Source organism: Rhodococcus sp. 077-4 (assembly GCF_047782425.1).
In the GTDB taxonomy this organism is placed as follows: Bacteria; Actinomycetota; Actinomycetes; order Mycobacteriales; family Mycobacteriaceae; genus Rhodococcoides.
Genome location: NZ_JAJPWC010000007.1, coordinates 1 through 19,388 on the forward strand (window position 1 = coordinate 1; position 19,388 = coordinate 19,388).

Genomic DNA, 19,388 nt, shown 5'->3' on the forward strand with positions numbered 1-19,388 from the left:
GCGTGTTGGCCGGCCCGTTGGTCCGCTCGTCCTACCGCGCCGGACGCCTGTACGCGCAGGCCATGGCGCATCACGGCCGCGAGTTGCCCGAGAGCATGAGTCACCTGACCGACGGTGGCGAGGCCTCACAGGAGGCCAGTTCGTTGATGGCGCGGCTCGCGGCCCACTGACTCCATTCGCGCCTTGTCGACATTTCGTCCAGGGCGCGAACGGATTTCAATCAGCTACTGCACCGTCTGACGATCGGCGTACTTCGACACCTGTTCGATCGCGTGTTCCGCTTCGGCCACGATCTTTTCGATCAGCTCAGCGCACGTCGGCAAGTCGTCGACAAGCCCGACGACTTGGCCCGACGCGAGCACGCCCGCTTCGGTATTCCCATCCACCAGACCGGCTTTCAGCAACATCGGAGTGTTTGCCGCCATCAGGACCTGCGCCCACGTCAGATCTTTTCCGTGACGCATTGCCAGCCCGTCTCGAATCATGGTGGACCACGAGAGGCCCGTCATCTTCTTGAACTTCGCCGCGTTGCGTCCGGCGTGGAGGAATCCGGTAGCCCTGGAGGATCGTTCCAGAGAATCGACGAGCGAGGTTCGCAGCACACGGTGTGGCATACCGTCCACCCTGGTGGACACCACCGTATCGTTCAAACCCGCTGCGAGATACCGCTGTTTCACGTCATCGGGCACAGTGCTTTCCTGCGTGAGCAGGAATCGTGTGCCCATCGCGACACCCGACGCCCCGTAGGCCAGAGCTGCGGCAAGCCCTCGTCCGTCGAAGAACCCGCCCGCAGCTACCACCGGGATGTCGACGGCGTCGAGGACCGACGGAAGTAGCAGCGTGGTCGGCACCGGCCCGGTGTGCCCACCACCTTCACCGCCCTGAACGATGACAGCGTCAGCGCCCCATCCTGCGACCTTACGGGCATGCTTTGCTGCGCCGATCGACGGAATGACCACTACGCCTGCGCCTTTGAGCTTGGCAATGAGTTCTGGTTTCGGTGCCAGCGCAAAGGACGCAACACGGACACCTTCTCGGATCAGCAGGTCGATTCGGTCGGGCGCGTCGGTCGCGTCGGCCCGAATATTCACTCCGAAGGGACGATCTGTTCCTTGCTTGGTCTTGGCCACTGCGGCCTCGAGCTCGCTGAACGTCATGGTCGCAGACGCGAGAATGCCCAACCCTCCGGCGTTCGAGGTTGCGGTAACCAGCTTAGGCCCGGCCACCCAGCCCATACCGGTCTGTACAACTGGGTGCTCGATTCCGACGAGCTCGGTGAAACGCGTGACGAGTCGGCTCATGGCGTCGGCACCTCTCGATCGCGCGCATTACGAGGATCGATGACCTGTCTGATCAACCGCAATTCCTCCTCGTTGGGGATACGGGTCACGCCTGCCGTCGATACGTCGAGATCGAACCCCGTCGCCTCCTGGACTTGCTCAGGGGATACCCCCGGGTGCACAGACGCCAGACGGATCGAACGATCGACGCCGCCGAAATCGAGAACAGCCAAATCGGTGACGACGCGATGGATGTCGAGGAATCGTGCAGCAGGCGCGTCCCCCATCTTGTCGTACCCGACGCCGGACACCACATCGACTGCATCGACGAAGACACGAGTCGAATGCCGCGGTACCCAATAGCTCGTCCGATGGTTGATGGTATTGCCAGGACCGCCGCGCACTCCGAACATCTGGCGCTTCGGGCGCGCATGGTCACCGATGCACGAGATGTTCTGATTACCGAATTTATCGAGTTGATTGGCGCCCATGACCACATGACGGCGTCCGGATGCCACCACGTCGAACACGCGCCTGTACGGAATCCAGCCCTCCAGCTCACCGGCTGCACCGAGAGCGGGTGTATCTGCCAGTAGGAACGCCTCGCCGTCGGACAGGAGCAGGTCCGGTTCCGATGTCAGCCGTGCAAGACGCGCTCCGATGCTCGGCATGAGTCCCATCGGACTTGCCATGATTTCGCCCGCTCCGATGAACAGGTCAGCGCACGCTGCAGCACAGACTTCCGCACGCGAAACCGCTGCCTCCGTAGTCGTCGTTGTCATCGTGTTGCCTTCTGGTAGTCGGATTCCGAACCGGACAGGTAACGCTCGCGGAATTCATTCCAGCTCGCGTCGTCCTTTGCGGCCTCGACGTAGGCTTTTTGGAAAGGTTCGTCGCGGTCGTAATCGGGTGCGCACGAGGTGAAATGGGCACCTCTCGGCGACTCCACCACTCCGTCGACCATCATTCGATTCGTCAAAAGTGCCTGCACTGGAGCAGTTTTGACAAGTTCGGCCGTGTCGACGATCCGCTCGCACGACACGTAGCGACGCTCGGCGGCATTGAGGAAGAGATCGTCGAAGTAGGGGTCGGGCCCCAGGTACGCGCCGTTGCCGCTGGAATCCGCAATGTTGAGGTGCACCAACGCTGCGTCGAGGTACAGAGCCGGCATGGCGACGAGATCCTCGTACTGATCCGTTCCCGCGACCGGGTAAGGCGAGGTGACCGTCTGCAGTTCCGGATAGTGAGTCATGACATCGGAACCGAGACCTGCGCGTATGGGCAGGAACGGAAGCCGTGCCCCCGCAGCCCGCAGTCCGGCGTTGAGCATGCCCTCGTCGATTTCGCGGACTTCGACCGTTCCCTGCGTGCGCGCGCGTGCAAACTGCGGGTCGTACGGTATCGAATCGAGAGATACGAACCCATAGACCGCACGCCGAACTTTCCCGGCTGCGCAGAGCAAGCCGATATCCGGACCACCGTACGAGACAACCGTGAGGTCTTTCAGATCGGAACGGAGAATAGCTCGAACGAGAGACATCGGCTTGCGCCGCGACCCCCACCCTCCGATTCCGATGGTCATGCCGTCTTCCAGCTCGCTGACCACGGCGTCCAGCGTCGTCGTTTTGTCGCGGCGTGTGGCTGTCGTCATATCGGATCACCCCTTCTTGGTCGATTGGCCCGCATCGGGACCGCGGAAATTCCTGTCGAGAGATGAGCGGCGCGCTTCGTCCGAGGCACCCGACAGATTGAGTTCGAATGTGAAGCCCTGCTCGAACCGGTAACTACGGTGCACATGCTGAACGTCGATGCCGTTGATCGCTTCCTTGGCGGCCCGGATGACTCGGGGATCCTTGGCCGCGATGTCCCGCGCCACTCGCAGTGCGGCCTCGAAGAGTTCAGCTCGTGGCACTACCTCGTACACGGACCCGAAATGCCGCAGAGTCTCGGCGTCGATGTTCCGTGCCGTGTAGTACAGAGTCCGCATCAGGTGCTGGGGCACCAGTCGAGCCATATGCGTCGCCGCACCGAGCGCTCCGCGATCGACTTCGGGAACGCCGAACGTCGCATCGTCGGAAGCCACGACCACGTCCGCATTGCCGACCAAGCCGACGCCGCCCCCGAGGCAGAACCCCTGCACGGCCGCGATGACGGGTACTTCGCAGTCATACACGGCCGAAAACGCTGCAGCGCAACCTTTGTTCGCACCGATGAGGTGTTGGTAACCCTCGAACTTCTCGATTTCCTTGATGTCCACTCCGGCACAGAAGCCACGATTCTCCGCGCGGAGCACCACGACGTGCGTCGAGGGATCACGGCCGGCATCGCGCACCGCATCGGCCAGATCGAACCACCCCTGCACGGGAAGTGCATTCACGGGAGGGTAGTCGATCGTGACAACGGCAATGCCGGGCTCTTCTTCAGTGACTGATACAGGCAACGGTCAATTCCTCCCGAAGGCGTACAAAGCAAGCATATGCTTGGTAAGTTACCACACAGGTCCGGCCGAACTCGCCTTTCTCGACGCGTCGACCGGTCACCGAAACGCACATCACGGAGGTATACGTGAGCATGGCCGTAAGTGTCCCCGTCGCGCTGGTCACAGGAGGAGTTCGTGGGGTCGGTGCGGGGATCACCCGCGCATATCTCCGCGCCGGCTACACCGTCGTCGCGTGCGCTCGACGCGACGTGGACGTCCCGATCCAAGTCGACGGCAGAGTGGCGACCTACATGCCGTGCGATGTCAGAAACGAGAGCGATGTCGTGAACACAGTCGACGCGATCCTGACGCAATACGGCCGGTTGGACACTGTCGTCAACAACGCAGGAGGCGCGCCGTTCGCGCTCGCGCACAACGCAAGCGCGAACTTTCACAGAAAGATCGTCGAGCTCAACCTTCTGGCCCCCCTCCTGGTCGCGCAGGCGGCAAACTCCGTGATGCAAGATCAGGAGACGGGCGGCTCCATCGTCATGATCAGCAGCGTCAGCGCCCAACGGCCATCACCTGGCACGGCGGCCTACGGTGCTGCGAAAGCCGGTCTGGACAGCTTGACCAAATCCCTCGCTGTCGAATGGGCACCGAAAGTTCGGGTCAACGGACTCGCCGTGGGGATGGTCGAGACCGAGCAGAGCGAACTGCACTACGGTGACGCCGACGGAATCGCGCGAGTAGCCCGAACCGTCCCTCTCGGACGGCTGGCGTCACCGGAAGACGTTGGAAACAGCGCCGTCTTTCTTTCTTCCGAATCGGCCTCGTACATCTCCGGCGCAACGCTCACCGTTCATGGCGGCGGAGAGCGCCCATCGTTCCTGGACGCAGCCACAACGAACAACTGACCCGACGATCGCCATAACGGCGTCGTCATCGAAGTGCTAGGAAAGGACCACACATGACCGGGCTTTGCAACGAACGTGTCGTCGTAGTGACTGGAGCGGGCCGAGGAATAGGCCGCGCTCATGCTCTCGCCTTTGCTGCCGAGGGTGCAAGAGTTGTCGTCAACGACGTCGGCGTAGCAATCGATGGATCCAATGCCTCAGCGGGGCCCGCCCAGTCCGTAGTCGACGAAATCGTGGCACTCGGCGGTGAGGCAGTTGCAAACAGTAGCGATGTTGCCGATTGGGCTGGAGCGCAGGAGCTGATCGCAACCGCAGTCGACACTTTCGGAACGCTCGACGTTCTCGTCAACAATGCAGGTTTTCTCCGCGACCGAATGCTCGCCAATTTGGGTGAAGACGAATGGGATGCGGTCATCCGTGTGCACCTCAAAGGACACTTCGCACCTCTGCGACATGCAGCCGCCTACTGGCGCAGCGAATTCAAGGCGGGTCGACCGGTCGACGCACGCATCGTCAACACGAGTTCGGGAGCCGGACTTCAGGGAAGCGTTGGGCAGGGTAACTACTCAGCCGCCAAAGCGGGAATTGCAGGCTTGACTCTGGTGGCTGCGAGCGAATTCGCAGGATACGGAGTAACTGTGAATGCAATCGCGCCTGCAGCACGAACACGGATGACGGAAGCCGCTTTTGCGGACGACATGGCAATACCGGAAAACGGTTTCGATGCCATGGCACCGGAGAACATATCGCCTCTGGTGGTGTGGCTCGGTAGCACGGAGTCCAAGAATGTGACCGGACGCGTGTTCGAGGTCGAAGGCGGACTCATCAGAGTCGCGGACGGCTGGCGACACGGTCCATTCGTCGACAACGAAGAACGATGGAACCCGGCCGACATCGGCCCGGCGGTCGACAAGCTACTCGATGCCGCGAACGTTCCCGTCCCCGTTTACGGTGCTCGTTGACACCGCAATTCATTTCGGGCCCGCATCTCGTTCCGAGGAGATGCGGGCCATGGGCACCCGGGAGCGACATTTCGCGTCACCGTGGCAACGTCTGGTCGCGGCCGTCTACGCGTACGAGCCCGAGCACCAGCTTCTCGGGCCCGTATGTGGCCGCTGCCGGATCCGATAGAACCGCGGGCACGGCAAGGCTGAGGTCCGGATAGTCCTCGGACAGCACTTCGAGCGCCACCTGCATCTCGACGCGGGCCAGGAGCTGACCGAGACACAACCTATGGCCCCTACCGAACGTCAGATGCTTGTTTGCATTCGGGCGTCGAATGAGAAAACGATCCGGATTCTCGAAAACGTCGGAGTCTCGATTCGCCGCAGGAATGTTGATGGACAGAGACTGTCCAGCAGCGAACCGAACACCCCGTACCTCGAATTCCTTTGTTACGGTGCGCAGAATCGTGTGCAATGAGGGAGTCAGCCGCATCGCCTCTTCGACTGCCTGCGGAGCCAAGGCTGGACAATCGACCAGCAGTTCCCACTGCTCTCGGTTCTCCATCAAGAGCAGAACGGCCCAGCCGAGTTGGAGCCTGGTCGTGTCGTGACCTGCGAACAGCAGATTCACCAGGGCTCCGAACATCTCGGCTTCGGTGATACCGGTCCCCTCCGCATCGATTTCGTCGGCGGAGAGAATCAGTGCCGACACGAAGTCGTCGCGCGGTTCGGCCCGGCGCGTCTCGATCAGTCGGCCGAAGTAATCGTAGAGATTCCGGAGAGCACCGTTGATCTCGTCTTGATAAGGCGCTACCGGATTGTGCGAGAGCCGCGCCAGACTGACGGTCCACGAGGTGAACTCTGCGACGTCGACCGTCGGGATACCCAGGAGCCGACAGACATTCTCGATCGGGTAGGTATCGAGAAACCCACCCACGAAATCGAGATGACCGGCAGCGGCGTTCTTCTCGATCAATCCGGTTGCGACGGTTCGCATGTCCTCGCGCATTCCTCGAATGTCTCGCGAGTTGAAAGCCTTCTGCAGAACTCTCCGAACCGGATCGTGACGCACCCACGGCATCAATGGGAGCATCCCCTCGGTTGCGTACCGAATGATCTCCTCCGACGCATCCTGCTTGCTGTAGTAATCGGCACCTATTCCGTCGAGGTGCTCGCGATCGACGAGTAGCGCACTGGCTTCCGACCAGGACAACACCTCGACTCCGCGAACCGAGGAGGCGAGCCAACACTCCCCGCGCAACTCTTGAATCGTGCCGTAGGGGTCCTCCGCGTAGTGCGAACTCGCGTAGTCGAAGTGGGGTAATCGTGGAGCCAGGTCGATGATCGGGATGCCCACTTACCATTCCTCTCGAGGTGGCCTGGGCGGCGTCACGCTCGCTGGCTCGATACCGAGATGACCTCGCCCGTGAGGTAACTGGAGTAGTCACTCGCCAGAAACGCAATGGTCGACGCGATCTCCCATGGGTCGGCCGCGCGACCGAATGCTTCTCCGGACGCCAGTTCGTCCAACAACTCCTGCGATGTTACTTTCGCCAGGAACTTGTGGTTGGCGATACTCGGTGCAACGGCGTTGATGCGAACGCCGTACTCGGCCGCTTCCACCGCGCTGCACCTCGTGAGCGCCATCACACCGGCCTTTGCCGCCGCGTAGTGCGCTTGGCCGTGCTGCGCCCGCCACCCCAACACACTGGCGTTGTTGACGATGACGCCGCCGTGGTCGACATCCCGGAAATAGCGAAGGGCAGCGCGAGTGCACCGAAAAGTGCTGGTCAGAGTTACATCGAGGACCTTGGACCATTGATCGTCCGTCATGTCGGCGACCGGAGTCTCGCCGCCGAGCCCCGCGTTGTTGACGAACACATCGATGCGGCCCAACGCGGCCAATGCCCCCACGACGAGTGCATCGACCTGGTCACTGTCCATCACGTCGCACACGATCGCTTCGACCTTGCCCAGTCCGAGAGCGGCGAGCTCGGAACGAGTTTCGTCGAGCCTGCGCTGATGAAAGTCCGATATGACGACGTCAGCACCCTCGAGCAACGCCCTACGCGCAGTCGCGCTGCCGATGCCGGTCCCTGCGGCTGCAGTCACGACAACCACTCGCCCGTCGAGCAGACCGTGACCTGGAATCTCTTCGGGAACAACTGACAGGGGGCTGCCGTGCGACGCGGTCATGGGCGTGCCTCTCGTGGAAGTCCGAGTACGCGCTCGGAGATGATGTTTCGCTGAATTTCGTTGGAGCCGCCGTAGATCGTGTCGGCGCGCGTGAAGAGGTAGAGACGTTGCCATTCATCGAGCTCCCCATCGTGGGCGAGCAGTGACGGGGCTCCGACCACCTCCATGGCGAGTTCACCGAGCCCTCGATGCCAGTTGGCCCACAGCAACTTCGAGACCGAGTCTTCGCCGTTGTCGCCGGTACCTCCGAGAGTGGACAGTGCGTACGCACGCATGACGCGCAGGCCGATGTACGCGCGAGTCAACTTCTCTCGGACTACCGGGTCCTCTGCGCTCCCGTTGCGTCGAGCGACATCGATGATGGCGTCGAGTTCGCGGGCAAACCCCACCTGTTGCCCGAGTGTCGACACCCCTCGCTCGAAGGAGAGCGTTCCCATGGCTACTTTCCAACCCTGCCCGGGTTCGCCGACTACCAGATCCGATTCTGTTCTTGCACTGTCGAAGAACACCTCGTTGAACTCGGATGTGCCGGTGAGCTGCGTGATGGGACGGACGCTCACACCGGGTTGTTTCATCGGCACGAGCAGATAGGACAGCCCTGCGTGCCTCTTCGAGCCCTTCTCGGTTCGTGCAATGACGAAGGCCCAGTCGGCGAGGTGTGCAAGTGACGTCCACACCTTCTGGCCGTCGATCACCCAGGAATCACCGTCGAGTACCGCCGAGGTCGAAACCGCAGCCAGGTCGGATCCAGCGCCGGGCTCGGAATACCCCTGGCACCATAGGTCACTGACGTCGTTGATCCCAGGGAGGAACCGAGCGCGCTGCGCATCGGTCCCGAATGCGATCAGCGTCGGCCCGAGCAATTCCTCCCCGATGTGACTCACTCGTGCCGGGGCTTGGGCTCGTGCGTATTCCTCATGGAATATCACTTGTTGAGCGATGCTCGCTGCTCGCCCGCCGTATTCGACCGGCCACCCCAAACAGGTCCACCCCGCCGCCGCCAGGTAACGGTCCCATTCGAGGCGTTCGTCGAATGCCTCGTGCTCACGGCCCGGTCCTCCGAGACCTTTCAGCGGCGCGAAATGCTCAGAGAGATTGTCGTCGAGCCATTCACGAATTCGTTGACGAAAGACGTCATCACTGATCTCCGTCAAGACTGCGACTCTTCCCTCGTCCATGCTCATTCAGGTAGGGTAACAAACCAAGCACTTGCTCAGGTAGGAGTTGACCGTGAACGGCGAACATTTCACCACGACGGCAGCGTTGGACGACGCTGCCGTGCGATTCGGCGACGACATCGCTGTGGTGGACGGCGATGTGCGTCTGACCTTTGCGGAACTTCGGACTGCCGCATGGACCGTCGGTCGCGCTCTGATGACGCTGGGAGTCGAGCCCGACGACCGAGTCGCGCTGTGGATACCCAACACCCACCACTGGGTTGTGGGCGCACTTGCCGCTCACGTAGCCGGCGGGCAGCTCGTCCCGGTCAACACCCGCTACACCGCAGGCGAGGCCGCCGACCTTCTCGCCAGAACCCGTGCCCGCGTACTTTTCGTTCCCGAGCTGTTCCTGGGTAACGACCGGCTGACCGATCTCACCGAATGCGATCTTCCTGATCTCCGCGCCGTCGTCTCGGTGGATATCGAGGGTCGGCGCACAGCACGGCCCCGAGGGCCATGGGACGTCGAAGTGTTCTGGAACGATTTGTCCACCCTGGCCAAGGAGACGGCCGAGGAGACCAAGCGGCACATGTCCGGTTCCGTGACTGCCGATCACGTCAGCGATATCTTGTTCACCTCGGGCACCACCGGGCGGAGCAAAGGTGCCATGAGCAGTCACCGCCAAGCGCTCGCGGTGGCGCGATCATGGGCAGAGTGCACGGGCTTGCGGCGGGGCGATCGCTACCTCGTCGTGAATCCGTTCTTTCACAGTTTCGGCTACAAAGCCGGCCTGCTCGCATCACTGCTCGTGGGCGCGACGATCTACCCCATGGCGGTGTACGACCCCGCCGGCGCACTCACCGCCATCGCGCGTCACGCCATCACCGTGCTCCCCGGGGCACCGACCATCTATCGAACGATCATCGACCACCCCGAGCGCAACGAGCACGATCTCTCGTCGCTTCGATTGGCGGTAACAGGCGCTGCCGCTGTCCCGAAGTCACTTCTCAGGGACATGCGTCGCTACCTGAACATCGAGACGATACTGACTGCGTACGGCTTGACCGAAGCTGTCGTGGCCACGATGTGTAGGCCAGGTGACGACGATGACACGGTCTCGACCACCTCCGGGCGAGCCGCGGCCGAGTTCGAGGTTCGCATCGACGACACGGGCGAGATACTGCTACGGGGTCCGAATGTGATGCTGGGTTACCTCGATGATCCCGACGCGTCGTCGGTTGCGATCGACGCGGACGGCTGGCTGCACACCGGCGACATCGGGCGGCTCGACGACCGGGGGTATCTGACCGTCACGGACAGGCTGAAGGACATGTACATCGCCGGCGGATTCAACGTCTACCCAGCCGAGGTGGAGCAGGCCATCATCGGGTTCGAGGGCGTCGCGGACGCAGCGGTCTTCGGCATACCGGACGCTCGGCTCGGCGAGGCAGGCCTCGCTGTTGTGGTTCCTGCTCGCAACGGAGGAGCCCTGAATATCGACGCTCTCCTCGCGCATTGCCGCCACCATCTCGCAAATTTCAAGATCCCGAAGAAGTTCGAATTACGACAGAGCCTGCCCCGCAACGCGGGCGGAAAGGTGCTCAAAGATGTTCTGCGCGAGGAGTTTCGATGACCACTGACACCAAACCCCAGATCGCCGACACCGAGGTGGTCACGTACGAAGTTCGCGGGCCCGTCGCGATCGTAACGATGAATCGACCCGATTATCGCAACGCCCAGAACTCCGTGATGACATACGCACTGGATCGGGCATTCACCGACGCAGTCGAGGACGATTCGGTGAAGGTCATCGTCTTGGCAGGCAACGGCAAGCACTTTTCGGCCGGTCACGACATCGGAACTCCCGGAAGGGACGTCGATGTCACGTACGAGAACAAGGCTGCCCTGTGGTGGGATCACGTGCGCAAGACCGGCAGTGATCAACGATTCGCCCGAGAGATGGAGGTCTACCTCGGTATGTGCCGCCGCTGGCGCGAGATACCGAAACCCACCATCGCGATGGTGCAGGGTGCGTGTATCGCCGGTGGGTTGATGCTGTCCTGGGTCTGCGACGCGATAGTGGCAAGTGAGGATGCATTCTTCTCTGATCCCGTTGTCAGAATGGGCATTCCGGGTGTCGAGTACTTCGCGCACCCGTGGGTTCTCGGACCGCGGAGGGCGAAGGAGATTCTGTTCACCGGTCAACGATTCTCGGCTGAACAAGCACTCGAGTGGGGCATGGTCAATCGAGTGGTGCCACGCGAGCGACTGGAAGCGGAGACGCTGGCGCTTGCCGATCAGATGTCCTCGATGCCGAGTTTCGGTCTCGCACTCACCAAGAAGGCGGTGAACCAGTGCGAAGACCTCATGGGTATGCGCAGCGGCATGGATTCGGTATTCGGGCTGCACCATTTGGCACATTCCCACAACGCCGAGGTGGACAAGGACTCGCTCGGCGGTATGGACGCAAAGTCCATGAAGCAGTCCGCGGCATCGAGCAACGGAAAGGTGTGATCGACCAATGGACCTCGATCTAGGAGCAGAAACCGAAGCATTCCGTGCGGAGGTACGCGAGTTCCTGCGCACCAATGTCCCCGATACGCCACTACCGTCGATGGATACCGCGGAAGGTTTCGAGGCACACCGGCAGTGGGAACACGTTCTGGCCGAGAACAGATACTCGGTGGTCTCGTGGCCGGAAGAACTGGGCGGCAGAAATGCGTCGCTACTCGAATGGGTTGTCTTCGAGGAGGAGTACTACGCAGCACAGTCACCCGCGAGGGTGAGCCAGAACGGCATATTTCTCCTCGCACCGACGTTGTTCGAGCACGGTACCGACGAACAGCTGGCACGCATCCTGCCGCGTATGGCTCGTGCCGATGACATCTGGGCTCAGGCTTGGTCCGAACCGGAGGCGGGTAGTGATCTCGCCGGCATCCGCTCGTCTGCACGCAGGACCGAGAACGGTTGGATTCTGTCGGGTCAGAAGACATGGAGTTCCAGAGCAAGTTTCGCGGATTGGGCTTTCGGGCTCTTCCGTACCGATCCCGCTGCAGATCGGCATCGAGGACTGACCTACTTCATGTTTCCGCTGACTGCAGAGGGCGTCACGGTGCGGCCCATTGCACAACTCGACGGTGAACCCGGGTTCGCCGAGATATTTCTCGATGACGTGTTCGTGCCGGACACCGACGTCATCGGTACCGTCGACAACGGATGGCGCGTCGCCATGAGCACATCCAGTAACGAACGCGGAATGTCGCTACGCAGTCCCGGCCGGTTCACCACTGCAGCAGCGAAACTCGTCGAGCTGTACAAAACCGAAGGGGACCCCGGCGACTCTGCAGTCGCTGCACGAGTAGTCGATTCGTGGATCGGCGCACAGGCCTACCGGCTGCACACCTTCGGAACCGTAACTCGCCTGGAGGCCGGCGGCAGTCTCGGTGCCGAGTCCTCCGTCACCAAGGTGTTCTGGTCCGAACTCGACGTGGCCCTGCACGAGACCGCGCTCGATATTCTCGGAAACCGCGGCGAGGTGTCCAACGGGTGGACCGACGGCTATCTGTTCTCGCTCTCGGGTCCGATTTACGCCGGCACCAATGAAATTCAGCGCAACGTGATCGCAGAACGATTGCTTGGCCTACCGAAGGCGGATCGATGAAATTCACCCTGGACTCCACTCATCTCGATTTCGCAGCAAGTATCGATGCGATGCTGAGCGCCGTCGATGTACCCAAGATCAGCCGAGCATTGAGCGACGGTGAGCTGGAACCGGTTCGAAAGTTGTGGAAGGCACTGGCCGAGCTGGGAGTGACCGGGTTGGCGGTCGATCCCGAGTTCGACGGCCTCGGTGCGTCGACTCTCGACGTCGTCGTTGCGGTCGAACGGCTCGGTCGTTGGGCGGTTCCCGGACCCGTCGTCGAGTCGATCGTCGCTGTTCCGGCGCTGCTGAGGGAATTGGCGAACGCCGATCAGCACGGCGCCTTGCTCACCGGGCTGTCGGGCGGAGACTTGGTCGCGACCCTTGCGGTGGACTCGGTCATGCCCCTGGCGTTGGACGCCGCTGTCGCCGATGCCACGTTCGTTGTCGCCGGGCAGTCGGTCTCGGCAGCCGAGGTCCTGTCCGAGGACCGGTCCGTCGATCCGTCTCGGCGTCTGGCGACGGTGGGAACCACCGGACCGACATGGAAACTCACAATGCAGTCGATCGACCACGTGGCCGACCGAGCAGCGCTCGCAACCGCGGCTCAGTTGATCGGTGCCGGCCAACGTTTGCTGGAGACGACCGTCGACTATGCCCGACAACGGCACCAGTTCGGAAAGCCGATCGGAACATTCCAAGCGATCAAACATCTCCTCGCAGACGTCATGATCGCCGTCGAACTCGCCCGTCCACTCCTGTTCAACGCAGCGCTGTCCATCGATCGGGACGCGCCTACCGCCCGGCGCGACGTGTCTGCGGCCAAGGTGGCGTGCGCCGATGCCGCCTACGCGGCGAGCAGAACTGCCCTTCAGGTGCACGGTGCGATCGGCTACACACTCGAGTTCGATCTGTCGTTGTGGATCACCAAAGTCAGAGCCCTGCAATCCGCATGGGGTACGAGCGCGGTGCACCGCGGCCGGGTCATGGAGGCGCTGTGAGCGTATTCGACGCCGATCAGCAGATGCTCGCAGACTCGGTGCGGGCCGTGCTGGCGAAGAAATCGGACTCCGGCGCGGTTCGATCGGCCATGGAGTCCCCGGACCGATTCGACCGCTCGTTGTGGGCTGTACTTGCCGAGCAGGTCGGAGTCGCCGGTATCGCGATACCCGAGGATTTCGACGGGAGCGGCGGCGGCCCAGTGGAAGCCGCAATCGTCGCAGAGGAACTGGGCCGGACTTTGACACCGTCGCCGTTTCTCGGCTCGTCCGGTGTCGCAGCTGCCGTCATCCTGGCGACTCGAGACACGGACGCGAAGACACGCCTGCTGTCCACCATCTCGGATGGCTCCGCGATCGTGGCACTGTGCGCCGCAGACGGTGGCGGACAGTGGTTCGGCTCTCGCCCTCCCACGATCACGGCAACCGAACGAGACCTCGCACGCGGTGACTTCGCGCTCTCCGGAACGGCACATTTCGTCCTCGACGCAGGCGCCGCAACCGCTTTCGTCGTCGCTGCTCGCCTCGGCACCGATCTGGCGCTGTTCGAGGTAGACGCGACTGCTTCCGGAATTTCGATGACAAGCGGGGCGAGCCTCGACCCCACCCGAGCGTTGTACGACGTCGAGTTCGATCGCACACCGGCCGGGCGACTGGAGTCCTCGGACGCGTCCGCTGCCCTCGAGCACGCAATCACCTGGGGGACAGTACTTCTGGCGGCAGAGCAGGCCGGCGCGGCAGCTCGCTGCCTGGAGCTCACCGTCGAGTACACCAAATCCAGGGTGCAGTTCGGACGACCCATCGGTAGTTTTCAGGCTCTCAAGCACCGGATGGCCGATCTCTACGTGCTGGTTCGGTCGGCTCGCGCTACAGCGTACGCGGCAGCGGCCGCCGTCGACGACACCGAGTTCTGGCACGACGCCGCAGCCGTGGCAGCCGTGTATTGCGCAGAGTCGCTTTCGACGGTTGCGGCGGAATGTGTTCAGCTGCACGGCGGAATCGCGATCACGTGGGAACACGACATGCAGCTCTACTTCAAGCGGGCACACTCGAGTGCTCAGTTGTTCGGTCTGCCTCGTACACACGTGCGGTCGCTGGCGTCGGCCGCAGGCTTGTAGCGACACAGGAATGGGGTCGGAGTTCGAGAACTCCGACCCCATTCCTGCGCTCGACCGAAGGAGGTCAACCCGCCGATCTCGGCTCCACGACGTAGTTCTGGACAATGGTTCCGTCACCTGCGAAGGCCTCGGCAACCATCTGATGGCCGAGGAACTGAGCCTCGTCGGCCTTGTACTCCGCCGCGCATGCACCACCGTCCCACGCGATGGACCTCATGCTCTCGGCGATCTTGTCGTGATCGGTGGTGGTGCCCGCGTCTTCCATGGAAGCAGCCAGGAATCGAACCGAGTCGTAGACCTGGGTGGCCGAGGGCGTCGGAACCGTGCCGTACAGCGACTTGTACTCGGCCGCGAACTCACGTCCGACAGTGCTGTCTCCCAGGTTCGGCGCACATGGTGTGACTCCGTGCAGAGGAAGCAGACCAGGACCGTCGACCAAACCGTTTGCAGCCACGAGCGGTGCCGAGTTGCCACCGATCACGGGAGTGTCGACGCCATTCTGGGCCATCTGATTCAGCTGCAGCGCAAGCACGTTGGGGAATGTCCACGACAGTATGACGTCCGAGTCGCGAAGATCGAGAATGGCTCCGGTCAGATCGGTGACGGTGGGTGCGACGTATCGGACGGTACCGAGCTCCAGACCTGCGTCGGAGATCGCAGCTATCGAATTCTCGGTGGACACTCGACCGAACGTCTCATCCGTTGCCAGGATACCGATGCGCTTACCGCCGAGCGTCTGCGCCAGATCGACTGCATTCGACGCACGCGCCGAGTCGTCGGGATTGATCGAGAACAGCCACTCACTGCCGGCTTCGGCACCACGTGCCAATTTGCCGTCACTACTGATGTGGATCATCGGTGTCGCTGCCGAGTCGACATCACGGGTCAATGCTTCGAGCGAACCACCCCCCGGGAATCCGATGATGGCGCTCGGTTCGAGATCGACGGCTTTCAGGAAGGCAGTTCGCGCTGCCTGGGGGTCTGTCACCGACGCTGGAATACGGTTGTACTCCAACGGTTTTCCGAGGACTCCCCCGTCCGAATTCACTGAGTCGACGGCCATCTGCGCGCCGTTGTTGTAGTCGTCGAGCGCGTTGTTGGAGTCGCCCTTGACTTCGATCAACCCCACGATCGACGCCGGGGCATCGTCATCGGGCCGAGACTCTGCCGAACACCCGGTAGTAACGATCAAGGCACCGGCCATCGACGCAATGGCTGTGCGTCGTACCCACTGGGCACTCCGTGAAGATGCGAACATTCGTGCTCACTTTCGATTCATGTGGTTTCGATATCGGACTGGCCGAGGTAACTCGCGAGGATCGCCGTTCGGTCGGACAGATCCTGCGACGGCCCTTCCATCACGACACGCCCTTCGGTCAGGACGTATCCCCGATCGGCCAATGCGAGTGCATCAGCAGTGTTCTGCTCGACTATCAGAATGGGGACACGACCGGCGATCACGCGGAGGGCTCCGTACACGATCGACACGACGGAGGGGGACAGTCCCAGTGACGGCTCGTCGAGGAGAAGCAGTCGGGGTGCCGCGATCAGCGCACGTCCCAGTGCCACCATCTGCTGCTCGCCGCCCGAGAGTGCATAGCCCTGGCGGGACTTCATCCGTTCGAGTGCCGGGAACAGTGTGTAGACGTCGTCCAACGTGAAGTCGGCCGACCTACCCGATGCTGATACTTCGCCGATCCTGAGGTTCTCGTGGACACTCAAGGTAGGAAAGACGTGTCGTCCTTCCGGTACGTGAATCAATCCTCGACGCGCCAGTTCGACGGTACCGACGGCATCGACGGCTTCGTCGTCGAACATGACGTGTCCGGAGAACGGCACCAGACCGGAGATCGCTCTGAGAATGGAGGTTTTACCGGCACCGTTGGGGCCGAGCAAACACACGACCTCCGATCCGGACACCGAGATGTCGACCGCCCGAACTGCATGCGTTGCACCGTAATGAATTTCGAGTTCATTGATCTGTAGCACTGTGGCCTGCTCCCAGGTAAGCGTCTATGACACGTGGGTCGGACCAGATCTCCGCCGTGGGGGCATCTGCGATCACACGGCCGGACTCCAGAACGACAACCCGACTGCACAATGCATCGATGAAGTCGATCTTGTGATCGATGATGATCATGGTGACGCCGTTTCCTGCGATGTCGCTCAGAATCGAGGACAGGAATCCTGTCTCCGCGTCATTGAGTCCCGCGCTCGGTTCGTCCAACATCAGGATCTTGGGGTTTGCCACCATCGCGCGGGCGAGTTCGGTCATTCTCTGTTCGCCGTAGGTCAGTTCACGTGCCAGTCGATGCGAACGATCGGCGAGTCCGACTCGGTCGACCGCCTCGACACTGTCGGTCCAGCGCCTCGCCTCGTGCTCCAACATCTTTCGTCGTCGCGTCCACGCGGCCACAAGCCCACGGCCGCGGGTGTTCTCGTGTCCGACGATCACATTCTCCACACAGCTCAGGCCAGGACACAGTTGCGGTGCCTGGTACATGCGGACCAACCCCGCCGACCTGGATCCAGCGGGTCCACCGAGCGCAAGCGGACGCCCGTCGACGCGAACCACTCCCGAAGCGGGCACAACTCCGGTGAGGGCATTGAGAAAGGTCGTCTTGCCGCTGCCGTTCGGACCGACCAGACCCAGGATTCCACCGCCCGAGATGCGAAGCGACACACCGTCGACTGCACGCACCCCTCCGAAGCTGACCGAGATGTCGACCACGTCGAGCAGCGGCGGGCCTTCGTTCACGCCGGTCATGATTTCTCCATTTCTCGGCTTCGAGGCGTCCCACGGCGTTTCGGCGCCAGCCTGTCGAACAACCCACTGAGGCCGCCGGGAAAGACCAGAATGACGATCAGCAACAGGGCACCATAGAAAACGGACATGTACTGCTGAAGGCCGGACAGCAGTTCCGGTACGAGAACGTAGAACGCTGCCCCCGCCAGAACCCCCCAGTGCGATGCCAGCCCGCCGAGGATCACGATCAAGAACAGGCCGATCCCGAGGTCGAGGCCGAACGAGTCGACTCCGATGAACCCCTGCCAATGGGTGATGAGCGCACCCGACAGTCCCCCGATCGACGAACCGAAGACCAGTGTTCTGAGCCGCCACGAATCGACTCGGACGCCCACTGTCCGCGCGACAACGGGGATTTCTCGCACCGCATCGAGCTGTCGCGACACAGATGAGCGCCGCGCCCAGACGGTCAGCAGCAGCACTATTACGAGCACGAACGCAAGCAACCAGAACACCTCGTTGTCCGTCCGCAGTTCGTAGTCGAAGATTCTGGGATATCCGACGCCGGTGATGTTTCCGTTCACCCCGGTGAACGTGGACGTGCGCCCGAACACCACCGCACCGATCTCGGCGACCGCCAAGGTGCCGAGAGCGAAGTAGAAGTGCTCGGTTCTCCAGAGGATCAGGCCGACGGCCACCCCACCGAGGCCCGTCACCGCAACCGCACCCAGAACGCAGACGACGAATGGCAGACCGAGTGAATCCAAATACGCTGTCGTGTAGCCCCCGAGCGCCATCATGAATGTCTGGGAAAACGCGAATCGTCCACCCAGCGCGAAGATCCAGAAGAACCCGAGGCCGGCAATGGAATACACAACCCAGAGGTTCAGCAGATTCACCGAACTGCTCTTGGTGACCACCTGGGACAAGACGATCAGAGTCACGACGGCGGCGGCAAGTATGCCGTACTGGCCGCGTGGATAGAGCCGAGTCGCCATGTTGCTCTTGGTCACAGCCGCACTCCTTCGCGGCCGAACAAACCTTGCGGCTTCGAGGCGAGAATTATCAGCATGGCAACATACGGCAGAATCATTGCGTAATCCTGAAGGAAATAGCCTCCGAGTAAATATTGAATCGCGCCTATTGCCAGCGAACCGGCGACGACGCCCCACAGATTGCCGAATCCGCCGAGCACGGCAGCTGCGAATGCGGCGAGCATGATCGTGAATCCGAAGTTGAGATCCAGCGAAGACAGGGGCGCAACGAGTACACCTGCGAGTGCCGCCAGTGCGGCAGACATTCCCCACGCCACGACCGATATACGCCCACTTCGTATTCCGTACAGTTCGGCGGTCTCTCGGTCACTAGCCAATGCACGCAATTGACGTCCGAAGCTCGTGTACCCGAACAGCCAGGCAACACCGGCGATACAGACGGCGGCTACAACGATTATGACGATGCGCTGTCCACCTATCGAGGCACCGAAAATCATGATGACTGTTCCGTCCGCTGGCGATGGCAACCGCTGTGGAGTGCTTCCCTGCCACAGAGAAATGGCAGCACGGATTACCAGTGCCGCCGCGAGGGTAGCGATCAGGACCGTCAGATGTGGGCGTTTTCGCAACGGAGCGTAGGCCACCCTTTCCAGGACGACACCGATGCAGAACATTGTCGCGATAGCTGCGAGGTAGCCGAGAACCGGATACATTCCGACGTCCACAAGAAACCACAGGGCAATGTAGCCACCGAGAGTCACCAGGTCTCCGTGCGCGAAATTCACGACTCCGGTCGCCTTGTAGAGCACGAGGAAACCCAGTGCGGCCAAAGCCAGAACCGCTCCATACGCCGCGGCACTGAAACACAGAGCAACGAAGGTGCTCACGCCAACCTCCAATCAAGCACTTGCTTGGTCAATGAAAGGTAGTCTGCGTCACATTCAAAAGTCAACATTTGCCGGCTTCTCGGAACGG

General features: G+C 61.8%; 19 protein-coding genes and 1 pseudogene. 8 read left to right on the forward strand and 12 right to left on the reverse strand.

Annotated features, from left to right (window positions below; translation table 11 throughout):
- Positions 1–170 (forward strand): annotated as a pseudogene (locus ACNEOT_RS23715) (lipoyl synthase); the annotation flags it as partial.
- A gap of 54 nt (positions 171–224) precedes the next feature.
- Here ACNEOT_RS23715 and ACNEOT_RS23720 read toward each other — a convergent pair.
- The 4 genes from ACNEOT_RS23720 to ACNEOT_RS23735 are packed head-to-tail and all read right to left on the reverse strand — an operon-like array spanning position 225 to position 3,720.
- On the reverse strand, positions 225–1,301 hold the full coding sequence (locus ACNEOT_RS23720; protein ID WP_415977125.1) for an NAD(P)H-dependent flavin oxidoreductase: 1,077 nt from the start codon (positions 1,299–1,301) through the stop codon (positions 225–227).
- Positions 1,298–2,062, reverse strand: coding sequence for a CoA-transferase subunit beta (locus tag ACNEOT_RS23725; protein ID WP_415977126.1), 765 nt, complete (start codon positions 2,060–2,062; stop codon positions 1,298–1,300). Before ACNEOT_RS23725 ends, ACNEOT_RS23720 begins: the two co-directional genes overlap by 4 nt.
- Positions 2,059–2,931, reverse strand: coding sequence for a CoA transferase subunit A (locus ACNEOT_RS23730; protein ID WP_415977128.1), 873 nt, complete (start codon positions 2,929–2,931; stop codon positions 2,059–2,061). The genes ACNEOT_RS23725 and ACNEOT_RS23730 overlap by 4 nt, the downstream gene beginning before the upstream one ends.
- Before the next feature lie 6 nt (positions 2,932–2,937).
- Positions 2,938–3,720 carry an enoyl-CoA hydratase family protein gene (locus ACNEOT_RS23735; RefSeq protein WP_415977129.1) on the reverse strand — a complete coding sequence of 261 codons (783 nt, stop codon included), beginning with the start codon at positions 3,718–3,720 and terminating at the stop codon, positions 2,938–2,940.
- 125 nt (positions 3,721–3,845) lie between these two features.
- On the opposite strand from ACNEOT_RS23735, the gene ACNEOT_RS23740 reads away from it, so the two are divergent.
- Together ACNEOT_RS23740 and ACNEOT_RS23745 are read left to right on the forward strand one after the other, a co-directional pair.
- Positions 3,846–4,616, forward strand: coding sequence for an SDR family oxidoreductase (locus ACNEOT_RS23740; protein WP_415977130.1), 771 nt, complete (start codon positions 3,846–3,848; stop codon positions 4,614–4,616).
- A 53-nt stretch (positions 4,617–4,669) separates the two neighbouring features.
- Positions 4,670–5,578: an SDR family oxidoreductase gene (locus ACNEOT_RS23745; protein WP_415977132.1), complete on the forward strand. Its 909-nt coding sequence runs from the start codon at positions 4,670–4,672 to the stop codon at positions 5,576–5,578.
- A 76-nt stretch (positions 5,579–5,654) separates the two neighbouring features.
- Here ACNEOT_RS23745 and ACNEOT_RS23750 read toward each other — a convergent pair whose 3' ends face one another.
- From ACNEOT_RS23750 to ACNEOT_RS23760, 3 genes are read right to left on the reverse strand one after another with little or no spacing between them, the layout of a single operon-like run.
- Positions 5,655–6,917 carry a cytochrome P450 gene (locus ACNEOT_RS23750; protein ID WP_415977133.1) on the reverse strand — a complete coding sequence of 421 codons (1,263 nt, stop codon included), beginning with the start codon at positions 6,915–6,917 and terminating at the stop codon, positions 5,655–5,657.
- A 32-nt stretch (positions 6,918–6,949) separates the two neighbouring features.
- Positions 6,950–7,756 (reverse strand): (5R,7aS)-5-hydroxy-7a-methyl-1-oxo-2,3,5,6,7,7a-hexahydro-1H-indene-carboxyl-CoA reductase, encoded by an 807-nt coding sequence (gene ipdF, locus ACNEOT_RS23755; RefSeq protein WP_415977135.1) that lies wholly within the window; start codon positions 7,754–7,756, stop codon positions 6,950–6,952.
- Positions 7,753–8,901 (reverse strand): acyl-CoA dehydrogenase family protein, encoded by a 1,149-nt coding sequence (locus ACNEOT_RS23760; protein WP_415977311.1) that lies wholly within the window; start codon positions 8,899–8,901, stop codon positions 7,753–7,755. The genes ipdF and ACNEOT_RS23760 overlap by 4 nt, the downstream gene beginning before the upstream one ends.
- Before the next feature lie 85 nt (positions 8,902–8,986).
- Between ACNEOT_RS23760 and ACNEOT_RS23765 the strand changes: the two genes are divergently transcribed.
- From ACNEOT_RS23765 to ACNEOT_RS23785, 5 genes are read left to right on the forward strand one after another with little or no spacing between them, the layout of a single operon-like run.
- Positions 8,987–10,549 carry a FadD3 family acyl-CoA ligase gene (locus tag ACNEOT_RS23765; protein ID WP_415977136.1) on the forward strand — a complete coding sequence of 521 codons (1,563 nt, stop codon included), beginning with the start codon at positions 8,987–8,989 and terminating at the stop codon, positions 10,547–10,549.
- Positions 10,546–11,430, forward strand: coding sequence for an enoyl-CoA hydratase (locus tag ACNEOT_RS23770; RefSeq protein ID WP_415977138.1), 885 nt, complete (start codon positions 10,546–10,548; stop codon positions 11,428–11,430). The genes ACNEOT_RS23765 and ACNEOT_RS23770 overlap by 4 nt, the downstream gene beginning before the upstream one ends.
- A 7-nt stretch (positions 11,431–11,437) precedes the next feature.
- Complete coding sequence (locus ACNEOT_RS23775; protein WP_415977139.1) at positions 11,438–12,577, forward strand: acyl-CoA dehydrogenase family protein; 1,140 nt, start codon at positions 11,438–11,440, stop codon at positions 12,575–12,577.
- Entirely contained in the window at positions 12,574–13,557 is a 984-nt protein-coding gene (locus tag ACNEOT_RS23780; protein WP_415977140.1) for an acyl-CoA dehydrogenase family protein, read from the forward strand. The genes ACNEOT_RS23775 and ACNEOT_RS23780 overlap by 4 nt, the downstream gene beginning before the upstream one ends.
- The gene (locus ACNEOT_RS23785) at positions 13,554–14,672 is read left to right on the forward strand and encodes an acyl-CoA dehydrogenase family protein (protein WP_415977141.1); all 1,119 of its coding nucleotides are present in this window, start codon (positions 13,554–13,556) and stop codon (positions 14,670–14,672) included. Before ACNEOT_RS23780 ends, ACNEOT_RS23785 begins: the two co-directional genes overlap by 4 nt.
- Positions 14,673–14,736: 64 nt before the next feature.
- Here ACNEOT_RS23785 and ACNEOT_RS23790 read toward each other — a convergent pair whose 3' ends face one another.
- Genes ACNEOT_RS23790 through ACNEOT_RS23810 form a run of 5 tightly spaced genes read right to left on the reverse strand, consistent with a single transcriptional unit; the run spans position 14,737 to position 19,300 of the window.
- Positions 14,737–15,930: an ABC transporter substrate-binding protein gene (locus tag ACNEOT_RS23790; protein ID WP_415977142.1), complete on the reverse strand. Its 1,194-nt coding sequence runs from the start codon at positions 15,928–15,930 to the stop codon at positions 14,737–14,739.
- Positions 15,931–15,947: 17 nt separating this feature from the next.
- The gene (locus tag ACNEOT_RS23795) at positions 15,948–16,661 is read right to left on the reverse strand and encodes an ABC transporter ATP-binding protein (protein ID WP_415977143.1); all 714 of its coding nucleotides are present in this window, start codon (positions 16,659–16,661) and stop codon (positions 15,948–15,950) included.
- On the reverse strand, positions 16,645–17,439 hold the full coding sequence (locus ACNEOT_RS23800) for an ABC transporter ATP-binding protein (protein WP_415977145.1): 795 nt from the start codon (positions 17,437–17,439) through the stop codon (positions 16,645–16,647). Before ACNEOT_RS23800 ends, ACNEOT_RS23795 begins: the two co-directional genes overlap by 17 nt.
- Positions 17,436–18,431 carry a branched-chain amino acid ABC transporter permease gene (locus tag ACNEOT_RS23805; RefSeq protein ID WP_415977147.1) on the reverse strand — a complete coding sequence of 332 codons (996 nt, stop codon included), beginning with the start codon at positions 18,429–18,431 and terminating at the stop codon, positions 17,436–17,438. The genes ACNEOT_RS23800 and ACNEOT_RS23805 overlap by 4 nt, the downstream gene beginning before the upstream one ends.
- The gene (locus tag ACNEOT_RS23810; protein ID WP_415977148.1) at positions 18,428–19,300 is read right to left on the reverse strand and encodes a branched-chain amino acid ABC transporter permease; all 873 of its coding nucleotides are present in this window, start codon (positions 19,298–19,300) and stop codon (positions 18,428–18,430) included. Before ACNEOT_RS23810 ends, ACNEOT_RS23805 begins: the two co-directional genes overlap by 4 nt.
- Positions 19,301–19,388: the final 88 nt, after the last annotated feature.

Excerpts from the sequence above, each read along its gene's own strand:
- ACNEOT_RS23720 (WP_415977125.1), bottom strand. The coding sequence starts at position 1,301 with ATGAGCCGACTCGTCACGCGTTTCACCGAGCTCGTCGGAATCGAGCAC.
- ACNEOT_RS23725 (WP_415977126.1), bottom strand. The coding sequence starts at position 2,062 with ATGACAACGACGACTACGGAGGCAGCGGTTTCGCGTGCGGAAGTCTGT.
- ACNEOT_RS23730 (WP_415977128.1), bottom strand. The coding sequence starts at position 2,931 with ATGACGACAGCCACACGCCGCGACAAAACGACGACGCTGGACGCCGTG.
- ACNEOT_RS23745 (WP_415977132.1), top strand. The coding sequence starts at position 4,670 with ATGACCGGGCTTTGCAACGAACGTGTCGTCGTAGTGACTGGAGCGGGC.
- ipdF (WP_415977135.1), bottom strand. The coding sequence starts at position 7,756 with ATGACCGCGTCGCACGGCAGCCCCCTGTCAGTTGTTCCCGAAGAGATT.
- ACNEOT_RS23770 (WP_415977138.1), top strand. The coding sequence starts at position 10,546 with ATGACCACTGACACCAAACCCCAGATCGCCGACACCGAGGTGGTCACG.
- ACNEOT_RS23775 (WP_415977139.1), top strand. The coding sequence starts at position 11,438 with ATGGACCTCGATCTAGGAGCAGAAACCGAAGCATTCCGTGCGGAGGTA.
- ACNEOT_RS23780 (WP_415977140.1), top strand. The coding sequence starts at position 12,574 with ATGAAATTCACCCTGGACTCCACTCATCTCGATTTCGCAGCAAGTATC.
- ACNEOT_RS23790 (WP_415977142.1), bottom strand. The coding sequence starts at position 15,930 with ATGTTCGCATCTTCACGGAGTGCCCAGTGGGTACGACGCACAGCCATT.
- ACNEOT_RS23800 (WP_415977145.1), bottom strand. The coding sequence starts at position 17,439 with ATGACCGGCGTGAACGAAGGCCCGCCGCTGCTCGACGTGGTCGACATC.